We start from the raw sequence: 20,843 nt of genomic DNA, 5'->3' as shown, positions 1-20,843 counted from the left end.
GCCGGACCTGACCCCGGTTTGACCGCCGCACTCAGATCGCCCTCACCTGCTCCCAGGTCGTCACTCCCAGCAGCACCTTCTCGATGCCGTCCTGGCGCAAGGTGCGCATGCCTTGTGCGATCGCCGCGCGCTGCAGCTCCGCCGCCGTCACCCGCGCGTGGATCATCCTTTTGATCTCCGCGGTCGACACCAGCAGTTCGTGCAGGCCCACCCTGCCCCGATAGCCGGTGTTGTCGCAGCGCGCGCATCCGGGCGCCTTCTTCACATGGATGCACCCGTGCGCGTCGCCGTGGCGCGCGCGCCATTGCGCCTGCACCTCCGCCACGTTCAATTCAGTCTCGAAGCAGTAGGCGTGCGCCAGCAAGTCGACCTGGTCGTCGGTCGCCACGCATGCACGCGCGCAATCGGTGCACATGCGCCGCACCAGCCGCTGCGCGAGCACGCCGATCAGCGCGTCGGCGAAGTTGAACGGATCGAGTCCGAAGTCGAGCAGCCGCACCAGGCTTTCGGCTGCGCTGTTGGTGTGCATTGTCGACAGCACCAGGTGGCCGGTCAGCGAGGCCTCGATCACCGTGCGCGCGGTCTCCGGATCGCGCGTCTCGCCGACCATGATGATGTCGGGGTCGGCCCGCATCAGGCAGCGCAGCACGGCGGCGAAGCTCCAGCCGATCTTGGCCTGGACCTGCACCTGGCGCAGGCCCTCCTGGGCGATTTCGATCGGGTCCTCCACCGTCCAGATCTTGGTGGACGGGGTATTGAGCGTCGCCAGCAGCGAGTGCAAGGTGGTAGTTTTCCCCGAGCCGGTGGGGCCGCACACGAACAGCAGGCCCTGGGCGCGGGCGGCGAGCTTGCGCAGCTGCGCCAGCACGTCGGGCGCCAGGCCGAGCGCATCGAGCGACACCGCGGAAGGCGGCGTCAGGATGCGGATGACGATGTCCTCGGCGCCGCCGCAGGTGGGAATGGTGGCCACCCGCAAGTCGACCTGCGCCATGCCCACGCGCTCGAAACTCACCTTGCCGTCCTGCGAGTGGCGCTTCTCCGAGATGTCCAGCTGGCTCATGATCTTGATGCGCGAAACCAGTCCTTCCTTGAACCTGGCCGGCACGTCGGAATAGTGGAACATCACGCCATCCTTGCGAAACCGGACGCACACCGGCCGGTTGCCGCGCGCGGTTTCGATGTGGATGTCGGATGCGCCGTACTCGATCGCCTCGGTGACAATCATGTCGACCAGCCGCACCACGGCGCCATCCTCCTCGCCGGTGGAGTCGATCTCCGGGAGGACCGATGCCGCGGCCTCGCCGCGCCGCGCGGCCAGATTCGAGATATTCTTCGGTGCGCCGAAGCCTGCGCCGCAGTGTTCCAGCACGTCCGCCAGTTCGTCGGCCGCGGCCATCACAGGATCGATCTTCAGCTTGGTGCAGAACGCCAGCTCCTGCAGTGGCTCCGCCGCGAGCGGATCCGCCACGGCCACCACCATGCGCGATTCGGTACGAAACAGCGGCAGGATCGCGTGCTTGCGCATGAACTCCTCGTGATTGGGGTTGAGCTGGACCGGTTCGAGCTCGAATTTCAGCACGCTTACATACGGAATGCCGAGCCGGCGGAACATGGCGCGCCGGACCACCATGGCATCGACGGCGCCCATCTGCACCAGGATGCTCCCGAGTGGCGCCTTGCGGTTGGCGCCCTGGCGGTCGAGCGCGATCGCCAACTGGCTCTTCGAGATCGAACCCTGACCCAGAAGGATCTCGCCCAGCTTCAGCTTGACCATGACCTCCTGGTTGCGCAGGGCCGCCTCGACCTGCTCGCGGGTCGTGATGAAATCCCATTGCAAGTACTGGCTGATCCTGGTCGCGCGCTGCCGCGACGTGCGATCTGTTTCCGCGCCGGTATCCACGCTACCCCCGCCATCGATATGAGATAGCTAATTTTGAGGACCCGCGCCGCTGCCGTTGTTGATCGCACCGTGCGCGCGGCGAAAAAAAAGAGCCCAAACAGGGCTCTTTTTCCTGGCGTCATTCAATCACGCCTTCGGCAAGGTCACTCCATGTTGCCCCTGGTACTTTCCGCCGCGGTCCTTGTACGAGGTTTCGCATACTTCGTCGCTTTCAAAGAACAGCACCTGCGCGCAGCCTTCGCCGGCGTAGATCTTGGCCGGCAGCGGCGTCGTGTTGGAAAACTCCAGCGTCACATAGCCTTCCCACTCCGGCTCGAACGGCGTGACGTTAACGATGATGCCGCAGCGCGCGTAGGTCGATTTGCCGAGGCAGATGGTCAGCACGTTGCGCGGAATGCGGAAGTATTCGATGGTGCGCGCAAGCGCGAACGAATTTGGCGGAATGATGCAGACGTCGCTCTTGATGTCGACGAAGGAGTTCGAATCGAAGTTCTTCGGATCGACGATGGTGCTGTTAATGTTGGTGAACACCTTGAATTCGTCGGCGCAGCGGATGTCATAGCCATACGAGGAGGTGCCGTACGAGATCACCTTGCGGCCATCGGGATCCTGGCGCACCTGGCCCGGTTCGAACGGCTCGATCATGCCGGTTTCCTGCGCCATGCGGCGGATCCAGTTATCGCTTTTGATAGTCATCGTTTGGCAGTTCCATGGTGAAGTGGGATGCCCGGGATTTTACGCGAAATCGCCAGTGCTCACTCAAATCGCCTTTTCCGCCAGCAGCCGCGCGATCATCCCGCGCGTCAGCTGCGCGGCCAGTTCCGGCGACTCCATCGGGAACAGGTGGCCGCCTTCAATGCGCGCGAAATTGTCGCCCACCAGCCGCCGCGTGGCATCCAGCCCGGCCTGGCGCAGCTCGACCGAATGGGTGCCGCCGACGAAGCCGATCGGCACCGGGAACGGCGGCTCCACCAGCTTGCCCAGGTGATGCGGCAGCGAGCGGTAGATCGCCGTCTCGACGTCGCGCGAAAAGCGCAGCTGCACGCCGCCGTCCGGATGCGGCGCCAGCCCGTGCTCCATGTAGTCTGCCAGCACGCCCGGCGCCCACGCGGCGAAGATGTCCTTCGATGCGAAGTGCTCGAACGCGGCCTGCGCATCGGGCCAGGTGGTGCGTCGCCGCTGCGAGAATTTGGCAGGCGAGAAGCTGTCGTCCCAGCGCCGCGCCTTGGCCACCCGCAGCAGCCATGCGCGCCAGCCCGCCACCACCGGAGAGTCGAGCATCACCACGCAGCGCGCCAGCTCGGGACGCTGCTTGGCCGCCATCAGGCTGAGCATGCCGCCCAGCGAGTGGCCGACCAGGATCGGCGGCGCCGGATACTGCTCGAGCTGCGCGATCAGCTGCGCCACCAGGCCCGGCCAGCCGTCCGACACCGGAAACGCCGGATCGTGGCCCAGCATATCGCTCGCATGCACGTCGAAGTCCTCGCGCAGGCCGTCGAAGAAGCGCCGGTACACGCCGGCGGGGAAGCTGTTCCCGTGAGTGAAGTGAAGCAGGGGCTTTGTCATGCTCGCAATTGTAATGCGCGCGCCGGCCTGGGAAGTAGAGGATTTCCCCTACATCCCTCAGCGCCCGTACCAGTAGCGCGGGTGCTGCCCGCGGTAACTGGCCGCTTCGACGCGCGCGCCGAAGTTCAGCAATATCGCGCCCGAGTCGTCGGTGCGCATGCGGACGATGCCCATTTCGCGGTATCGCTCGTACACCTCCGCCTTGGGGTGGCGATAGCGGTTGCGGTATCCGACCTGAAAAATGCCCAGCCCCGGCCGCACCGCGTGCAGGAAGCCGGGCGTCGACGAGGTGCCGCTGCCGTGGTGCGGCGCCAGCAGCACGTCGGCGCGCAACAGCCCGGCGGACGCCAGCACCAGCTGCGCTTCCTGCGCCGCTTCGATGTCGGCCGCCAGCAGCATCGCGCGGCCGCCCGCGCTCACGCGCAGGGTGCATCCGCGCGCGTTCGGCTTGAGGGCCGGATTATCGTAGCTCGCCAGCGTCGGCTGCAGCATCTCGAACTGCACGCCGTCCCAGCTCCATCGCTGTCCAGCCGCGCAGCGCGTATGCGAGCGCGCCGCGCGCACGATCGGATGCGCCGGCCACAGCGACGACGCGACCCAATCGACCTTCACCGCTTCCATCACGGCCATCGCGCCGCCGGCATGGTCGGCGTCGCTGTGGGTGATCACCATGCCGTCGAGCCGGCCGATGCCGCGCGCTTTCAGGTAGGGACCGATCACACGGTTGCCGCCATTCGCTTCGGGCGAATACAGCGGGCCGGCATCGTACAGCAAGCGGTGGCCCGCGGTTTCGACCAGCAGCGCCATGCCCTGTCCGACGTCGAAGGCGGTGACGCTCATCTCGCCTTGCGCCGGGTGCGAAGGCAGTCCGGCCAGCAAGGGCAGCCAGGCCGCCGCGCCGGTCCAGCGGTGCGGCCATCCGCGCGGCGCCAGCATCCACATGGTCCCGGCGAACGCGAAGCAGAACACCCAGGGCGCCGGCGTGGGCGCGCCCCACACGGCCAGCGGGCTCGCGGCTATCCATGCGAGGAAACCGGCCAGGCCTTCGACGGCGAGGTGCGCAAGCCCGAGCAGCACGCCCGACAGCGGCGCCGGCGCCATGCTGCCGGCCAGCGCCAGCGGCGTCACGATGAAGCTGACCAGCGGGATCGCCACCGCATTCGCGACCGGGCTGGCCACCGACACCTGGGCGAACAGCAGCATCGTCAGCGGCACCAGCCCGAGCGTGACGACGTATTGGGTGTGCGCGCCCAGCACCAGCGCGCCCTTGAACCCGGACCGGCGCGCACCGACGCGGCCGACGGTGGCGGACAGGATCGCCGCGACGGCGCCGAACGACAGCCAGAAGCCCGGCCACAGCACCGCCCACGGATCGAGCAGCACAACCAGCCCGAGCGCCGCGCACAGCACGTGCGAGACGCTGGCGATACGGCCGGACCACAGCGCCGCGGCGACCACGGCCAGCATGTAGAGCGTGCGCTGGGCCGGGATGCCGAAGCCGGCGAGCAGGACGTACAGCAGCGCGACGCCGGCGCCGGCGATCGCCGCGACCTTTTGCGCCGGAAGCAGCAGCGGCAACTGCGCGCCAGTGAAGAACGAGCGCCGCCACAGCCCGGACGCGAACAGCGCAGCCAGGCCGGCGATCATCGTGATGTGCAGGCCCGAAATCGAAATATGGTGTCTATGAATACATTGAGGGCACGCCTCGTGCATCGATTTGGCCTCGCCTAACTTGCGGCTGCGTTGATCGGTCGTCCCGCGGTGCGACGCGTCCTATTTCAAATTGTGGCTACAGTAGATGTTACCTTTTAGCGCGATGCTCTTTATAGCGTGATCAAGCAACTGTTTGAAGGTGTACTGGCCGGTAAGTACTGAGGTCAGGTGAATTCCATCAAGTAACATCATGGTAAGTTCTTTACCATGCGGTAGCGTAGAAGTGACGCCATCAGTGAAACCAGCCATTGAAATGAACAATCCCCGTCCATCCATCTTTCCGGAAATCTTGTAGAAGAAGTGGCCTATTTGTTCTGGATCGCTTTTCGCCGCAGTCCACTTTAATTCGACGAGGTAGAAGCGACCTTCGTACTTGATGGCACCGTCAAACTGTTCGCCAACAATACGAAACGGTTCAACAACAGTCACGCCACTTAGTAGCATGAGCTGCGTGAAGATTTTTTCGAGCTCGTACCCCTTCGCCTGCGGGGCCATGTTGTGAGCTGCAAAAAAACGATCTCGTAACTTGCCTAGCTGAGCGTCGTATGACTCTTCTACAGGCCGGACAGTCTTCTCACGGACTGTCTGCTTTCGCTCCTGTTCTTGATTCTGTTTGGCATGAAGCTCCTTCAGCTTAAACGAGGCCAATTGAGCGCGATGCACCTGATGACCGTTATCCTTGGCAACAAAGTCCTTTTGTTCAATCAAGATGCGAGCGAAATTCCTGGAAACTTCTAAACGCCGGTTGAAGTCACCGTCCCGAAGTCGCTCATACAGCGCATCCATTTGCTCGCGCTTCGACAGGTTTTTGCCTTCCGCGTTTACTAATTTCTTGATGTCGTCCACGACAGGCTGCGATACGCCTGAAACGAGCCAAGCCTTATGCAAGTCAGCTTTGAACCAGTACAGATGAGATAATCCATCCTTGATCAAGGTCTCGATTTCGATGTTAAAAACGTCGAACACTACTTCTCCCGCCTAGATGCGCAACGCATCCAACGATTTGCCGACCTCAAGCCACGCCTTGACCCACTTGGGCTGACGACCTCGGCCAGTCCATTGCTGCGACTGGTCGTTAGGATTTTGATATTGCACAGCAACCGGGCCTGACTTTGCCCGAACGCTGCCACCAACCAACTCGCGCACAGAGATGCCCACGCTTTTGGCAATCGCCAGAATTTTCTCACGAGCAACTGCCACATCGTGTTGTTCACGCTTCTTCAATTCTTGCTTGACGCTATGTTGCAGGGTTCGAAGGTCGGCAATGCTCAGCTTTGACAAATCCATCTAGATTCCTTGTTGTGAATTGAATACTTGAGCACGCACGCTACCACAGATGACGAGAGAGGCGCCAGTGATGACGCACGCGCGACTGCTGTTCGTGCCGGTCGGTGATAACACGACCCGTCTATATTTTAAAGACAAAGAGATTTTGTTAGCACCGCGACTGGTCAGGGCACTGTGATTCACGCATTAGAACCACGCCCAGAAAAAACATTACACTATGGCAATAAAATTGTGTACGTTTTCATAAGAGCTAGATAATATTCTCTTGTCGCTTTGACAAAACCACAGGAGAAATACGATGGACACTGCCACCGAAAAGAAGCATGCGATCACCGCCGACAAGAAAGCTGTCGTTCCCGAAACTACTACTCCGACCGTCGAAGCGACCGCAGTGGCCGTCCCAGCGCCGGAGAAAACTTCCACTGAAAATCTGCGTGAAGCCATTAATGCACTCGACGCAGAGCGTACCGAACTGGTCAAGAAAACCATCGAGAACATCAAGCCAGGCAAGCCGTTCGATTCAAGTGTGGTCCGCGACATCAACAAGCTCGAAACCCGCAAAAACCGGCTGATCATCGCCCTCTTCGCCTCGTTGCTAAAAAAGAGCGGCCCAGAAGTGCAAGCCATCGTCCACCAGATCATCGAACTCTAACTGCCGACCACCGCGGCGACCACCGAAGGCGCTTGCTTCGATGGTCGCAGAGAGATGGGACACAAATGTTGCGCTCGCAAATCCTTTCAGCAATCTCGGAACGTGCGGGGAATCGATGAAGGCAGTGAATCATGACTGAGAGTTCAGGAACATCGCCAGACAAACCTAGAGCAATGTTCGCGCTCGGTCAAATCGGCACAACCCCCGGCGTGTTGAACACTTTGACCGAACTAAACATTTCACCGCTGGCACTGATTCACCGACATGTTACCGGCGACTGGGGCGATATGGGTGCGGAGGACCAAAAGCAAAATCTGCTGGCAATCCCTTCAGGCAGGCGCATATTTTCCAGCTACAAGATAGGCGCGACAACGAAAATCTGGATCATCACCGAAGCAGACCGCTCCTCAACTACGCTTCTCCTTCCAGCTGAATACTTAGTGCGCAGCCGTTCAGCACCTGAGAGACGCCGTGATCCCAGCCCTCTCCACTCCCTACAGCATCAGCTCTGCCTAGTGCTCCACCTGGAAATCCATCCCGTGGTGCTAACACAAGATGTCTAGTGTTTAACTGAACTGAGATTGGGTCAGCACCGCTAGAGTCAGCCATGATCCCACCTCTGACATGATGTTCGCCGCCGATGGTGGCATGAAGGTCGCCGCCGTCCACGCGAACCCATGCCCGCATGTGCGCAGAACGATGGTGCCCCTATGAAGGTCGCCCCGAAAATGGCCTCGCGTTGCCAATTTTTCAACCCCAATCAGGCTCGTTGTGCGCCATAATGGCGGACATTTATTTGCCTTTAGAAAGAGCCATCCATGGCCGCACTCCACAACCTGCTGACCACCTACCGAAATGCTTCCGTGTCTGAACGCGAGAAGGGAACGTATTTTGAAGAGCTGATTTGCACGTACTTGCGGAACGAAGCGACCTATCGCGATCTTTATGGCAAGGTGTGGACCTACAAAGATTGGGCACTAGAGCAAGGTTTGGATTGTCGTGATACCGGCATTGATTTGGTAGCACAAATGCAAGGCACTGACGAATTCCACGCCATTCAGTGTAAATTCTATGCGGAAGACTACAAGGTCCAGAAGAGCGATATCGATAGCTTCTTCACCGCCTCCGGCAAGAAGCCGTTTACGTATCGATTGATCGTGACCACTACCAACAACTGGAGTGAGCACGCCAATGATGCATTGCAAAACCAGCAACCTCCAGTCAGCAAAATCGACTTGAACGATCTGGAAAACAGCCAGATCGATTGGGCAAAATACCAGCCACGCCAAGCGCCAGTGCTGAAGGCGAAGAAAGAACTTCGCGACCACCAGAAAACCGCGCTGCACGCCGCTGAACGCGGCTTGAAAACGGCTGATCGCGGCAAACTCATCATGGCATGCGGCACGGGCAAGACTTTCACGAGTTTGAAAATTGCTGAGAAGCTGGCGGGAGCTGGGAAGCGCGTACTGTTCTTAGTTCCTAGCCTTTCGTTGTTGTCGCAAACCTTGACGGAATGGACGCAGGAAAGCAGCACGCCACTACACAGCTTTGCCGTCTGCTCTGACAGCGACGTTGGCAAGAAACGGACGAAGGACGAAGACGTAGTACAAACCTTCGCACATGAACTGCGCTATCCGGCCACGACTGAACCGGCACGTCTGGCTCTGGAAGTGGCAAAACGCCACGACGAAAACCACATGAGCGTGGTTTTCTCGACGTATCACTCGATTGATGTCATTAACAAAGCGCAGAAGCTGCATAACCTTGCTGAATTCGATCTGATTATTTGCGACGAGGCACACCGTACAACTGGCGCTACATATGGTGATGATGACGAAAGCAATTTTGTCAAAGTCCACGATGCCGACTTTATTCGTTCAGCTAAACGTCTTTATATGACTGCGACACCGCGCATCTATAGCGATGCAGCTGAGGCCGTTGCGGAACGAGACAATGCAAAACTTTACGGAATGAACAAGGAAGAATGGTATGGCAAAGAGCTGTATGTCATCACCTTTTCAGAAGCCGTAAAGCGTGGTTTGCTCGTTGATTATAAGGTAATCGTTCTTGCTGTAGACGCGAAGCACATAAGCAGTCGCTTACAAAATCTGTTTAAAGATGAAAACAATCAACTTAAGGTAGACGATGCCGCCAAGATTGTTGGCTGCTGGAAAGCTTTGAGTAAACAAGATACCCAAGACGATCTTGTCGGCGATCTTGACCCTATGCGGCGCGCTGTGGCATTTTGCCAGGTAATCGAAGTTCAAAAAAATGCAAAAACTGCCAAGACCCACAAGGTCAGCTCAAAGAATATCGCTGGCATGTTTCAGGCTGTCGTCGAAGCTTATCAGGAGAACGAAGAATTCGAGACTGTAGCACGCTTAACCTGTGAAGCGGCGCACGTGGATGGTGGCATGAATGCTAGCCAAAAAGAGGAGAAATTGAACTGGCTCAAGGCGGATGCACCGGATAACACGTGTCGAATTCTGAGTAACGTTCGCTGTCTATCTGAAGGTGTCGATGTTCCCGCGCTAGATGCGGTGCTTTTCCTGACACCGCGTAATTCGCAAGTTGACGTTGTACAATCGGTCGGTCGAGTAATGCGCAATGCTCCCGGCAAAAAGCGTGGCTACGTGATTCTACCGGTCGTTATCCCGGATGGGATGGAAGCGCATGAAGCACTCAATGACAACAAAACCTACAAAGTCGTTTGGCAAGTATTGCAGGCATTGCGCTCGCATGACGACCGATTTGATGCGATGGTGAATAAACTCGACTTGATCGGCAGAGACACGGCCAAGATGGAGGTCGTCGCCATTACCGACAAAATCAACAAGAAAGCCAACAATGGCGATGGGAAGAGCAAGACCAATACAGGCAAAGGGAAATTCGGCATTGGTCAAGACCATGTTAAATCAAAAGCCCAGGAGCAAGTACCCTTGCAGTTCGAAATCGGCGAAATCGAGCGCGCAATTTATGCCAAAGTAGTCCAGAAATGCGGTAACCGCCATCACTGGGAAGACTGGGCAAATGATATTTCTAAAATCGCCCAAACTCATATTACTCGCATCAGTACCATTATTGAGAATACGTCCAATATTAAAGAACGTGCAGCGTTTGACGGATTTGCAAAGGAATTGCGCGACGATCTGAACGACAGCATAAGTGATACGGAGGTAATCGAAATGCTTGCCCAGCATTTAATTACCAAACCGGTATTCGATGCATTGTTTAAAAATTACAGTTTCGCAAAACACAACCCAATGTCGCTCGCGATGTCAGCCGTGCTCGATGTCCTACAAGAGCACCATCTGAACAAGGAAGCGGATACGCTTCAAAGCTTTTATGACAGCGTGAAGTTACGTGCCGAAGGTATAGATAACGCAACAGGCAAGCAAAAAATCGTTGTTGAACTTTACGACAAGTTCTTCCGTAACGCTTTCCCGAAAATGACAGAACGGCTAGGCATCGTCTATACACCGGTCGAAGTGGTAGATTTCATTATCAATAGCGTCAACGACATCTTGAAAAGCGAGTTTGACCAGACACTTGCCAGTGACAACGTCCATATCATTGACCCGTTTACAGGCACCGGCACCTTTATTACACGATTGCTACAAAGTGGGCTGATAAGCAAAGACGACCTACCAAAGAAATATGCTAGCCAAATACACGCCAATGAGATCGTTCTCCTGGCATATTACATTGCAGCTATCAACATTGAATCTGTCTATCACGATATCGTAGGCGGTGAATATCAGCCTTTTGAAGGCATCTGCTTAACCGACACTTTTCAACTTTATGAGAAAGAGGATTTAGTTGAGCAAATTTTAGTTTCAAACAGCGCACGACGCAAAAAACAGAAGACGCTTGATATTCGAGTGATTATCGGAAATCCTCCATATTCGATTGGCCAAGGCAGTGCTAATGACAATAACCAAAATGTTTCTTATTTCGGTCTCGATCGACGCATCACCGATACGTACACAAAAAAATCAAAGGCGGCGCTTTCAAAGGGGCTTTATGACAGCTATATACGTGCAATTCGCTGGGCTAGCGACCGCATAGGCGATAGTGGCGTGATCGGATTTGTCACCAATGCTGGGTTCCTGGAGGCGAATACTGCCGACGGTCTGCGAAAGTGCTTGGCAGAAGAATTTAGCAGCTTATATGTTTTCCATTTGCGTGGGAACCAACGAACTTCTGGAGAGCTTTCGCGCAGGGAAGGCGGAAAAATATTTGGCAGCGGAAGCCGTGCGCCGATTGCTATTACAATGTTTGTAAAAAACCCTAATGCTAAACAACATGGAAATATCTATTGGCATGACATTGGTGATTATCTTAGCCAGCAGGACAAGCTCGAACGCATCGAAAATTACGGCAGCATTGCTGGAATAACCTCGCAGAACGGTTGGTTATCAATCTCTCCTGATGAACATGGAGATTGGGTAAATCAACGCGACAATAGCTTCAGCGACCACATTGTTCTCGGCGACAAAAAAAGTGATGCTGTGAAATTATTTGATAATTTCTCACTGGGCGTATCTACGAACCGTGATGCGTGGGTTTATAACTCAGCCCATTCTCGCGTGAAAACAAATATTACCTGTATGATTGACTTCTACAACAGCGAAGCTGATCGCTTTAACCAAGTTAATTCCGGTTTTGAAAAGAAAGTTCGGGAAACTAAAGTTGATGGCTTCATAAATACAGATTCAACAAAAATAAGTTGGACGCGAGGCTTAAAGCAGGATCTTGTTAAAGGAAAGAAATTCGCGTTCGACGAGAAATCAATTAGGGTAAGCCTTTATCGTCCATACACAAAGCAAAATCTGTATTTCAATAGAAATCTTATTGAAATGATTCTCCAAATTCCACGTTTTTTCCCAAATTCAGCGGCTGCCAATCGAGCGATCATGATCAAAGGGAACTGGTCTGGAGACGGTCAAATAGCATTAATGACAGATAGCATTCCCTGTAGCCAGCCAGATGGCGGTGCCCAGTGCTTCCCACTGTTTTTGTACGATGATGAAGACTTATCGAATTCGGCTAGCCAATCGAAGCAAGATTGTTTGTTTGAAGCACCGACGCCCCCTACGAAAATCGGGAGCAGCCGCAGGGATGCTATTACAGATGACGGTCTAGCACACTTCCAGACCACTTATCCTGAGGCAGACATTAGCAAGGAAGACCTGTTCTATTATGTCTATGGCTTGCTCCATTCGCCGGACTACCTCAGACGATATGCCGACAACCTAACGAAGGAGCTACCACGCATTCCATGTGTTAAAACCACCACTGATTTCTTGGCATTTTCTCAGGCAGGTCGCAAGCTCGCTGAGCTTCACGTCAACTACGAGTCGGTAGAGTGTCATCCGGTCGAATACGAAGGCGGTGCTTTGCTTTTGTCCGGTCTAGATGATGTTGATTTTCGCGTGACACAGATGAAGTTTGCCGCAAAGGGTGACAAGTCACGCGTGGTCTATAACCACAAGATCACGATGACCAGAATCCCGCTCGAAGCCTACGAATATGTAGTGAACGGAAAACCCGCATTGGAATGGGTCATGGAGCGGCAAGCAGTGACTACACACAAGGACAGCGGCATTGTCAACGACGCTAATCTGTGGGCAACCGAGACGATGGAAAATGCTCGGTATCCGTTAGAACTATTCCAGCGAGTTATTACCGTGAGTCTAGAGACGATGAAGGTTATCCGCGCGTTGCCAAAACTTGACATCCTCTAGTGCAACCTAGCCCTTACCATGATGAGTAATGTCTACGTTGGCAGAGCCTCACCGAGACACTGAAGTGTCTATCGTGCGGAATCTTCACGGCAGCCTATGCGGACCACGGCAATCGTATTGACGATGCTGAACGTCGCCGCCTGAACGATTTTATGCCCCCATAAGTGGCAGCTTGATGAGCAATGACAGGCGCTCAAACCCATGGTGGTGTTTGAGCCGGAGTTCGACTGCACATTCGTGATAATTGGTTACAATTTCCTGTGGCTACTCATGCTACAGTTGCAATTTCGCAACCGCGAAATTCAGATTCCGTGCGAGAAAATTCATGCAACCAAGACTGTACATCGCAATATTTGTATACCTGGGCTCATATCTCCCGCTGAGCCTTATTCTCCTGGTTCAAGACTATGACTTTGATGCAATAAAGCTTCCGCTATGCGCAATTTGGATTGATAGCAATCCATTTTGCTCAATGCCATTTACTAATGCCAGAGCTTCGATTTTATTTACACTTTTATGTATCGTATCATTCCTTTCGACAATGGTCCTTTTGAAGATAGTCAAAGGTAATAATAAGATCACAATTATCGAGACTAAGCATATTCCCGCAGATTTAATAAATTATGTCTTTCCATATGTTGTTTCGTTCATGAGCCTTGACTACAAGGGCACAGGAAAAATAATTGGCTTTCTTATTTTCTTGATATGGATGTTCTTGGTCACATACAAATCAGGACAGATCATGCTAAATCCACTGCTTATTGTTTTTGGATGGAAGCTATACGAAATCAAATACAAATTTGTAGGTGGCAACGACATCTACACTGGACGTGCATTGGCGGATGTAAATATTCAACCCAACGCCACCTATAAAAAAAATGACGTGCAAGATGTATTGATAATTAAAAATGGGGATATATAAAAATGCCAAGCTCTCTTGAAACGTTACAAGCATTCGATATTCAGAACTCAGAAGTTAAGGTCTGGACCTTCAAAAAGACTCAATACACAGGTGTCCCGGCTCCAACTTTTACCGGCCACTGGGTAGATACCAGCGGTGATCTTGATCAAGCAATACGAGATGCTTTAATCTCCGAACGCGAAAGAATTACCGAAGTTCTAGACTATAGCATTCTCGCGCAGAACAACGAGAGTAGCGCACTTTCAATAAAGCTGGACGAGACGCATGCAGAATTGATATTAGAAAAAACCGTTGATGAGATTCAAGACAAAAAAGTTAAGAATTTAAAAGAAATAAATAACACTGCATTCTACGTTTTAAAGATTGTAGACACAAATGGCAATAAAATTTTCGGGGTACGAAAAACTGACGACTCTTGGCGCGCAAAAAAACTTGCCGGAGTAATTTCTGCAATATTTAGCGATGATGGACTTGATTTAAATGAAGAAAGAAGTTTCAACATTTCCAGTCACGTTGACTTCTTTATTGTAAATGATGAAATTTTGATCTCAGGAAAACAGAATTTCGAATCTATCCTTAGCTATAAACAGGCCCATCTCGAAGATTTCAAACAATTAACCGTAGAACCCGATTTTTCCGAAATATTTTCCGAAACGACGACAATTGCCGATTATGTTGGAGAGAACAAGATAAGGCTTCGCCGCGCATTGGCGATCAAGCAAAAGGGACATTATAAAGACCCTATATTCATGGGTAATCTCAGAAATAACTTCAGCGACTTCGGTTTAATACTTGAATTTGATGTCGCAAACAAGCTGGTTGTAACAATGGAAACGTGCGGTGATGTATTTACGGCATTGCTAGATCATCGGCTGAAATCGCCGTTTTCCCAAAATATATATGATGTTCAGGACACCGCGAGCGTGACCGTTTAGAGGAATAAGCAAATAGGCGCCTTCAGTTTTTTTAAGTGAAGGAGTTTCATGTTGTGAAATGTATCCCATTGTAAGGAAGCTCGCACCATGACTATGGCACTTTCACTTGTTATGCAATTGGCTGACCAAATTGAACAATTCCCTCTTGGGAAGTGTGGCCCTAGCGACGATCCTGACATGCAATATGCGTACGCGGCAGGATTTCGTGATATCGCTACGCGTTTCGTAGCAGCAGTGAAACGTCTCGGCGACCCCGATATGGCATGTCTTATCTTGAACCTCGATACATCTCCAGAAGGAATCGCCGAAGCGCATGAATTGCGAGCGGAATTATTTGTCGTAATCGACGCGTTAAAGTTGGCAGCGCATGACCCGACCTATGGTGACAATGTGGCGAGGAATTCCACGTTTCTAGATATGGATGTGCTAATCAAGCTAAAGTCTCTTCGAGGAACTCGCCTCGACTCTACCAAACTAGCAAAAATGTGCGACGAATTGAACGATGCTTATGCGAGGGGCAACTATATCTCTTCTACATTGTTGCTAAGAGCAATCATAAATCACGTGCCGCCAGTTTTTGGCGCGAATACTTTTTCGGAAGTGGTCGCACAAGCTGGCCGCAGTGTGAAGTCCATATTAGCTCGGTTGAACGACGATGCTCGACCAATAGCTGATCTTCATACCCACTTCCTAATGCGCCAATCTGAACATCTGCCGACAAAAAACCAACTGGAGCCTTACAAGGCAGGTTTTGAGATCCTTATACAAGAGGTGCTCGTTAGTTTGAATGAAAATCCTGTCTGACTCGTAGCCAACACCAAATCCGTCATACGACCTGTTGGTGGAAACAGCCTGCCGTTAGTAACATATCGGCCCGCCTACCTGATCTCCCTGGCGGCGTCCTGCGATGGTCATTTTTGGTCTTGGCGATGTTCACCCGATCGATCGGACAAAACATTTACTAAATGCAATTAGTAACCATTGTGGCTGCTGGTGCCACTCCTACGATGTACGAGGGCCCAACGGCTGTATAGAATGTTTACATATTGCATTTATGCAATACTTTTAAACCATTCTGGGGGATTTATGAAAGAGGGTCAAGCCAAGGTACTGAGCGAGCGCGAGCTGTCCCGTGTCGTAAACGTTGCAAAGAAGAAAGCGCACGCCAAGCGAAACGTCGCCCTGCTCTACTGCTCTTTCGGCCTCGGCCTGCGTGCGAAGGAAATGGCGGCACTCCAGGTCAAGCATATGCTGGCCGTCGATGGCAACATGCTCGAAGAAATTAACCTCACCGGCGCCATGACCAAAGGCAGCAAACAACGACATGCATATCTGACCAATCTGAAGGTGGTCGGCGCAATCCGCGACTTCATCTACGACCGGCAGAAGCGCGAAGGCATCCTGTTCAACTTCGAAGCCCCGCTGTTCAAGTCGCAGAAAGGCGGTTCATTTTCGCCCAACAGCTTGCAGCAGCTATTTCACCGCATGTACCGCGACGCGAAATTACAGGGTGCATCCAGCCACAGCGGTCGGCGGACGTTCGCTACCACCCTGATCGAAAAGGGTGTGGACATCAAGGCTGTGTCAACGCTTATGGGCCACTCGTCCGTCGTCATGACTGCGAAATACGTCGAGAACAACCCGGCGCGACTTAAGCAAATCTGCACGGACCTGCTGTGACAAGCCCGAGGGATATCACAGAGGTTCACTTCATCTACAGAAAGTTTAGATGTGTAATCCCCATGGCTCAGGGAATCCCTCTCGATGGGCGATGTATACTATTGCTTCGCGTAGTACACTTTACAAAACTGAGGGAGATGCGTTCTGTTTTGCAACTCGTCCTCAAAATCCCAATTATCCTCTCGCATCGAATATTTACCATGCCATTCATAGGAAGTACTTGCGGCAGGATGATCGTCGTACGGCAGCTCGGACCCTGTAATTTTTTCGTACACTTCGCGCGCGACACATCCGAACATTTCATTCTGGACGCATGGGGCGTTCAAAAACTCGATCAACGAGTTGGGGTCTCTCACTGCGTTCTCGTACACGTCCCTCCCTTTAGAAATCAATCCGCGAACAAAGTAGATGAATCCGTCATCACTACAACCGCCATCGAGTAAGTAGGCGGCGCACCAGATATCCCAACGGTAAGCTTTGTCGAACATATTTTCGAAATATGTCGCGAACAAGTGAATCTGCTCAGGCGACAGGCCACTAAGCAGCTCCTCAAGGATTTCCTCTGGTTGATCAGCGTTCTTGCCAACTTCAATAATTTTCCAAAAATCGTTTACGTTCATATCTTTCTCTCAATGGTTTTAAATTTGTTGATGCGGATTCGGTTGGCCTCTGCGGGGATAACACCAACTATCATTATTAATACTATTACTTCGCGTGAGTTATACCCGCCCAGCTAAACGAAGGGGCAAGACTTCGGTCGACCCCATACGCTGGCTGAGGTAATGGACGGCCTGTGCCCACTCATCGGGATGTATCGAGTAGTAGTAGACTTTTTTCTTGGCGACCTTTTTCTCCTGAACCTTGACCAATGACAGTCCGATCCTTCCCAACACAACACCAAGCTGGGCCATTGGTTTCGTATGCAAATCCTGACGCACCGACATGCCAAACAGGTCTTGAAGACGTGCAGAATGTGCTTCACAGTACTTGGCGAATTCGCCCAGCTCAGCGGCGGTGATCACAGCATCAGACTTCATCGGCATCACGTCGTCGGCAAGACCGGCCCGGGTCAGCAACCCTTTCAGCATTACTTGTTTTAGGACGCGCTTTTTCCTATCGGTGACAATAGTCGCGAGTTCGGATTCACGGAAATCCTTCGCTGCCAACTTATCAGTTGGCGCTATGTAGATTTCCAGCAAGCCGAGCTGGCGACGGTATGCGCCCTTGTTGTCGAGAGCGAGCAAGCTTGCCGAGACATCTTCACGATAGAAACGCTCCGCTTCGTAACGCTGCAGGGCGTCGTCCTCTGCTTTGGTGGACGGCGCTGTATTTTCCCGCAAGACGTTGTAGCCTTCAGCCGTCAATCGTTCTGCGGCGCAGATGTCCTGGACACGCTTTTCTTCGACTGATTCCTTAGCGATACCTTTAACAACCTTACCGGCCTCGGCGCCTTTTTCATCAACATCGACGTAGACCAAGTTCCAGCCATTGCGTGCTCGCAGATCCAGCAAATTTTTACGCAAATTGTTTTTCGATGCGCGCGCAATGCTGGTCACATGTGCGAAGACGTTTAGGTAGGTCGAGTCGAGCGAAGGCGAACCATCGGCTCGATACCCGATCAGGAGGTCGTTCAAGACGCCATTGATTTCCGCTTCACGAAGAATTACGTCGGGCTCTGTTTCGAAGGTGTAAGTTTCCGGCGCAATCCAAACTTTGACTGCCTTGGGATGACGCACCCTCGCCAACTGTTGGTCGATATCGAAGTGCGTATTGACCCGAGTTACGAAAAAGCCGAACACCGTATCGATATGCTCTGCGGCGTTGGCGAAGGTGATGTCAATGCCCGTGCCGAGCGTGGGAGTCGCGATCACTACATCGTATTGAAGAATTTCCGTTTTGATGTCTTCAATAAACCCTTGCACTTCGTCCGTGCCGGATGTCTTTGACGTGACCAACATGATCTTCGGGACATCCCCATGAACCAAGCGAATCGCAGCCAATATTTCTTCAGCTTTCGTGATGGAGTTGGTCGCGATATAGTGGCGGCCGCCCGCACCAATTGCGTCCAGCATTCCCTGCATCAGGTGTGGCTCACTACGGTAATGATGGAAATCGCGTCGGCTGTGTTTGCTCTCCTTATGCTCGTTCATATAGAACTGGTATGGAACCGATGGCCCCATGGCTTGATATACGCCCTCGACCGTAATCGAACCCAGATCCGCATCAGCGACATATACATGCTTCGCGACAGCGAGGTAGTGGAAGAGCTGCATGTAGCAGGCTCGGCGCTTATCCTTCAAGGTGCTGCCAGTGAGGTGGCCGAAAATCTGCTCGCTTTCATCCAGAATAACCACGTCGTACTTATGGCGCGCTGGCTTCAAAAGCTTGGACATGCTGTCCACGCAGATTGCATAGTAGGCAGTGGGTTTGGTGTTCTTGAACTTGCCGTTGTCCCGGTTGAAGTAGCACGTCAACTTCAAGCGCCGAGCCATGCTCTGCAAAAGCGTTTGGCGATGACCGACCAGCAACACGGACAGACCCATTGAAAGGAACGCGGCGACCTTATCAGCAAGCACTTTCGACTTCCCCGAACCTTTTTCGCTGGACAGAAACGTTACACCGGGGATGACGGCGATGTCGGCCGAATGCAAGAATTTGGTAGCGAACGTATGCGCGGTTCTCTGCGCGCTGGCCAATTCAAACAAGCCCTCTGGAGCACAGTCTTCCTCGTAGTAGCTGGCCGGGTCCTGTTGGTACTCGATCTCTCTAATGATCGATTCCGTGCGATTAAAATCGAAGCTTGCACGTAATGATTTCATCCAGAACGTGGCGGCGCATGAGTGACAGTAAACGCCCTTATTGCCCTGGTTGCTCTCGACCACAAATGCACTCGGGTTGCGATCCAGATGCACAGGGCAATGAATATTTTCGCCAAATGGCACCAATTCGAATGCCTCAGTTACCCCGTTAGCGCGGGTCACGGGATGATCTGCCGCAACAACGACGCCCGACCTGCGGGCAGCAATAGGGTAATTCTTGGTCCCAACACTGCTGCTCCTATCTGGAACAGATGCCGCATCACGCCCCAGTTCGATCAGATGGTCGAGCTGGTCGTTCGATAGCACATTGTCAATAATGATAGGGTTGCTGCCCTTCGAACCATAAAAGGCCCTGCACGCATCTTGGCAAGACTTATCGCCGCCAAACTTGCGAATCAGCCCTTGATAGACAGCGGTCATTTCATCGGCGTCCGCGATGGTGCGAGCAGTCTGGAACACGATGCGGAATCGGTGGTGTTCGTCGGTGTGCGATGGTGTCGTGTATACGAAGCCGCCATACTGTTTCACGAACTGATTACTCAGCGCTTCGCTAAGCCTCATTCCGCTATCGATGTCCACAGCCACAACATCTGCGCAGATAAAATTCTCGTCCTTCCGGATATCACGATGCTGTGCACAAAATGGATGGCCTGCGTTCACTGCTTCGGCAAGCTGAGATAGGGTCACATCCGCATTTTCAAAACATCGCGTAAGCACACTGAAATTTTTTTTATCGCCCTTTTCGATTTTATTAACGATATACGGGTTAATGGCAATTTTAAGCATGTTAGCAATCCTCTTCATAATTTAATTTTATTACTATTGGGTGGATTTCACCCTCGTGAGCCACAGCGTTAAATATTTTGAGCACTGAATTAGTCATGGAAGAGTTTGAATTTTTCTCTTGACCTCATCAATAAAGAGGTATATGTCGTCGAAGTCACGTGACACGTCGCCGTAAACTTCCATTGCTTTTTCCTTGTCGCCATAAACTTTTGTCGCCAAATCGATCAGGTAGTCAAAAAGAGTTTCACGATGCCTCCTGAAGATTCGCATTTCATAGCGGCGCGGCTCGTGGCTAAGGTCTTTCTTCATTGCAGCAGATAGAAGGCGACTGAGATAATCACGATTTTTTTCTGTTTGCGCTTTCGTCATAAAAATTGGAGATACGTATACCGATTCAACGGCAGCTATATCAGCTACCAATCGGCTTACGTGTCTACGAGAAATGTCCCGATATTCATGAGGATGTCGAACTGCGAACGCCCCGCAGTCTCGACAATGTTCGTCCTCGCCAATTCCGAGCCAAGGCCGCTTTTTATTCGGTGGATATGCGTCCTCCGAAGAAGTGCGACAGGTCGAGCAAAAATCAAATCCATTGTAAATAACGCTGTCTGCCCAACTTTCCCATGCGCTGTTGCCTCTAAGCAAAATTTCACGCTCCCTAATAGATTGCTCTCTCTCTAATAAAATGGCTGTCGAAGTTCCTTCACTTGCCATAAATTCCATCTCCGACTCAAGAGAACATACCAATTCATCTGACGAGACCATGTCAATTTGACTGCTCACTTCATCCGAGCGGGAAGAACTAACTTCTTTGCTATAATTATTCATCACTTGAC

15 protein-coding genes and 1 pseudogene are annotated in these 20,843 nt (G+C 52.8%); 7 read left to right on the top strand and 9 right to left on the bottom strand.

The window, feature by feature from the left end:
- Nucleotides 1–31 precede the first annotated feature (31 nt).
- The 6 genes and pseudogenes from AC1D02_RS10855 to AC1D02_RS10830 form a co-directional block, all read right to left on the bottom strand.
- Nucleotides 32–1,837, bottom strand: coding sequence for a GspE/PulE family protein (locus AC1D02_RS10855; protein WP_477316606.1), 1,806 nt, complete (start codon nt 1,835–1,837; stop codon nt 32–34).
- A 189-nt stretch (nt 1,838–2,026) separates the two neighbouring features.
- Nucleotides 2,027–2,596 (bottom strand): dCTP deaminase, encoded by a 570-nt coding sequence (dcd, locus tag AC1D02_RS10850; protein WP_477316604.1) that lies wholly within the window; start codon nt 2,594–2,596, stop codon nt 2,027–2,029.
- 63 nt (nt 2,597–2,659) lie between these two features.
- Nucleotides 2,660–3,466 carry an alpha/beta fold hydrolase gene (locus tag AC1D02_RS10845; protein WP_477316602.1) on the bottom strand — a complete coding sequence of 269 codons (807 nt, stop codon included), beginning with the start codon at nt 3,464–3,466 and terminating at the stop codon, nt 2,660–2,662.
- A 57-nt stretch (nt 3,467–3,523) separates the two neighbouring features.
- A pseudogene (locus AC1D02_RS10840) lies at nt 3,524–5,146 on the bottom strand (DNA internalization-related competence protein ComEC/Rec2); the annotation flags it as partial.
- Nucleotides 5,147–5,239: 93 nt separating this feature from the next.
- Nucleotides 5,240–6,145, bottom strand: coding sequence for a hypothetical protein (locus AC1D02_RS10835; RefSeq protein WP_477316600.1), 906 nt, complete (start codon nt 6,143–6,145; stop codon nt 5,240–5,242).
- Between the two features lie 12 nt (nt 6,146–6,157).
- Nucleotides 6,158–6,466 (bottom strand): H-NS histone family protein, encoded by a 309-nt coding sequence (locus tag AC1D02_RS10830; RefSeq protein ID WP_477316598.1) that lies wholly within the window; start codon nt 6,464–6,466, stop codon nt 6,158–6,160.
- A gap of 298 nt (nt 6,467–6,764) precedes the next feature.
- Here AC1D02_RS10830 and AC1D02_RS10825 point away from each other — a divergent pair, with 298 nt between their 5' ends.
- The 7 genes from AC1D02_RS10825 (at nt 6,765) to AC1D02_RS10795 (ending at nt 16,402) form a co-directional block, all read left to right on the top strand.
- On the top strand, nt 6,765–7,118 hold the full coding sequence (locus AC1D02_RS10825) for a hypothetical protein (protein ID WP_477316596.1): 354 nt from the start codon (nt 6,765–6,767) through the stop codon (nt 7,116–7,118).
- Nucleotides 7,119–7,249: 131 nt separating this feature from the next.
- Nucleotides 7,250–7,681, top strand: coding sequence for a hypothetical protein (locus AC1D02_RS10820; RefSeq protein WP_477316594.1), 432 nt, complete (start codon nt 7,250–7,252; stop codon nt 7,679–7,681).
- Between the two features lie 255 nt (nt 7,682–7,936).
- Nucleotides 7,937–12,865: a DEAD/DEAH box helicase gene (locus AC1D02_RS10815; RefSeq protein WP_477316592.1), complete on the top strand. Its 4,929-nt coding sequence runs from the start codon at nt 7,937–7,939 to the stop codon at nt 12,863–12,865.
- A 325-nt stretch (nt 12,866–13,190) separates the two neighbouring features.
- Nucleotides 13,191–13,787, top strand: a complete 597-nt coding sequence (locus AC1D02_RS10810; RefSeq protein ID WP_477316590.1) for a hypothetical protein — start codon at nt 13,191–13,193, stop codon at nt 13,785–13,787.
- A gap of 2 nt (nt 13,788–13,789) precedes the next feature.
- Nucleotides 13,790–14,722 carry a Kiwa anti-phage protein KwaB-like domain-containing protein gene (locus AC1D02_RS10805; protein WP_477316588.1) on the top strand — a complete coding sequence of 311 codons (933 nt, stop codon included), beginning with the start codon at nt 13,790–13,792 and terminating at the stop codon, nt 14,720–14,722.
- Nucleotides 14,723–14,809: 87 nt separating this feature from the next.
- The gene (locus AC1D02_RS10800) at nt 14,810–15,526 is read left to right on the top strand and encodes a hypothetical protein (RefSeq protein WP_477316586.1); all 717 of its coding nucleotides are present in this window, start codon (nt 14,810–14,812) and stop codon (nt 15,524–15,526) included.
- A 282-nt stretch (nt 15,527–15,808) separates the two neighbouring features.
- On the top strand, nt 15,809–16,402 hold the full coding sequence (locus AC1D02_RS10795) for a tyrosine-type recombinase/integrase (RefSeq protein ID WP_477316584.1): 594 nt from the start codon (nt 15,809–15,811) through the stop codon (nt 16,400–16,402).
- A gap of 98 nt (nt 16,403–16,500) precedes the next feature.
- On the opposite strand, the gene AC1D02_RS10790 is transcribed toward AC1D02_RS10795, so the two are convergent.
- From AC1D02_RS10790 to AC1D02_RS10780, 3 genes are all read right to left on the bottom strand, one after another.
- Nucleotides 16,501–17,022, bottom strand: a complete 522-nt coding sequence (locus AC1D02_RS10790; protein ID WP_477316582.1) for a DUF4240 domain-containing protein — start codon at nt 17,020–17,022, stop codon at nt 16,501–16,503.
- Between the two features lie 99 nt (nt 17,023–17,121).
- A complete protein-coding gene (locus AC1D02_RS10785) occupies nt 17,122–20,007 on the bottom strand; it encodes a plasmid replication protein, CyRepA1 family (RefSeq protein ID WP_477316580.1) in 2,886 nt (961 codons plus the stop codon).
- A 93-nt stretch (nt 20,008–20,100) separates the two neighbouring features.
- Nucleotides 20,101–20,838: a hypothetical protein gene (locus AC1D02_RS10780; protein WP_477316578.1), complete on the bottom strand. Its 738-nt coding sequence runs from the start codon at nt 20,836–20,838 to the stop codon at nt 20,101–20,103.
- Nucleotides 20,839–20,843 lie beyond the last annotated feature (5 nt).

This window comes from Massilia sp. P1_C10, from assembly GCF_056406475.1.
The sequence above is the reverse complement of the archived record's forward strand: the minus strand, read 5'-3'. Positions and strand labels throughout refer to the sequence as shown.

Excerpts from the sequence above, each read along its gene's own strand:
- dcd (WP_477316604.1), bottom strand. The coding sequence starts at position 2,596 with ATGACTATCAAAAGCGATAACTGGATCCGCCGCATGGCGCAGGAAACC.
- AC1D02_RS10845 (WP_477316602.1), bottom strand. The coding sequence starts at position 3,466 with ATGACAAAGCCCCTGCTTCACTTCACTCACGGGAACAGCTTCCCCGCC.
- AC1D02_RS10830 (WP_477316598.1), bottom strand. The coding sequence starts at position 6,466 with ATGGATTTGTCAAAGCTGAGCATTGCCGACCTTCGAACCCTGCAACAT.
- AC1D02_RS10825 (WP_477316596.1), top strand. The coding sequence starts at position 6,765 with ATGGACACTGCCACCGAAAAGAAGCATGCGATCACCGCCGACAAGAAA.
- AC1D02_RS10820 (WP_477316594.1), top strand. The coding sequence starts at position 7,250 with ATGACTGAGAGTTCAGGAACATCGCCAGACAAACCTAGAGCAATGTTC.
- AC1D02_RS10815 (WP_477316592.1), top strand. The coding sequence starts at position 7,937 with ATGGCCGCACTCCACAACCTGCTGACCACCTACCGAAATGCTTCCGTG.
- AC1D02_RS10810 (WP_477316590.1), top strand. The coding sequence starts at position 13,191 with ATGCAACCAAGACTGTACATCGCAATATTTGTATACCTGGGCTCATAT.
- AC1D02_RS10805 (WP_477316588.1), top strand. The coding sequence starts at position 13,790 with ATGCCAAGCTCTCTTGAAACGTTACAAGCATTCGATATTCAGAACTCA.
- AC1D02_RS10800 (WP_477316586.1), top strand. The coding sequence starts at position 14,810 with ATGACTATGGCACTTTCACTTGTTATGCAATTGGCTGACCAAATTGAA.
- AC1D02_RS10795 (WP_477316584.1), top strand. The coding sequence starts at position 15,809 with ATGAAAGAGGGTCAAGCCAAGGTACTGAGCGAGCGCGAGCTGTCCCGT.
- AC1D02_RS10790 (WP_477316582.1), bottom strand. The coding sequence starts at position 17,022 with ATGAACGTAAACGATTTTTGGAAAATTATTGAAGTTGGCAAGAACGCT.
- AC1D02_RS10785 (WP_477316580.1), bottom strand. The coding sequence starts at position 20,007 with ATGCTTAAAATTGCCATTAACCCGTATATCGTTAATAAAATCGAAAAG.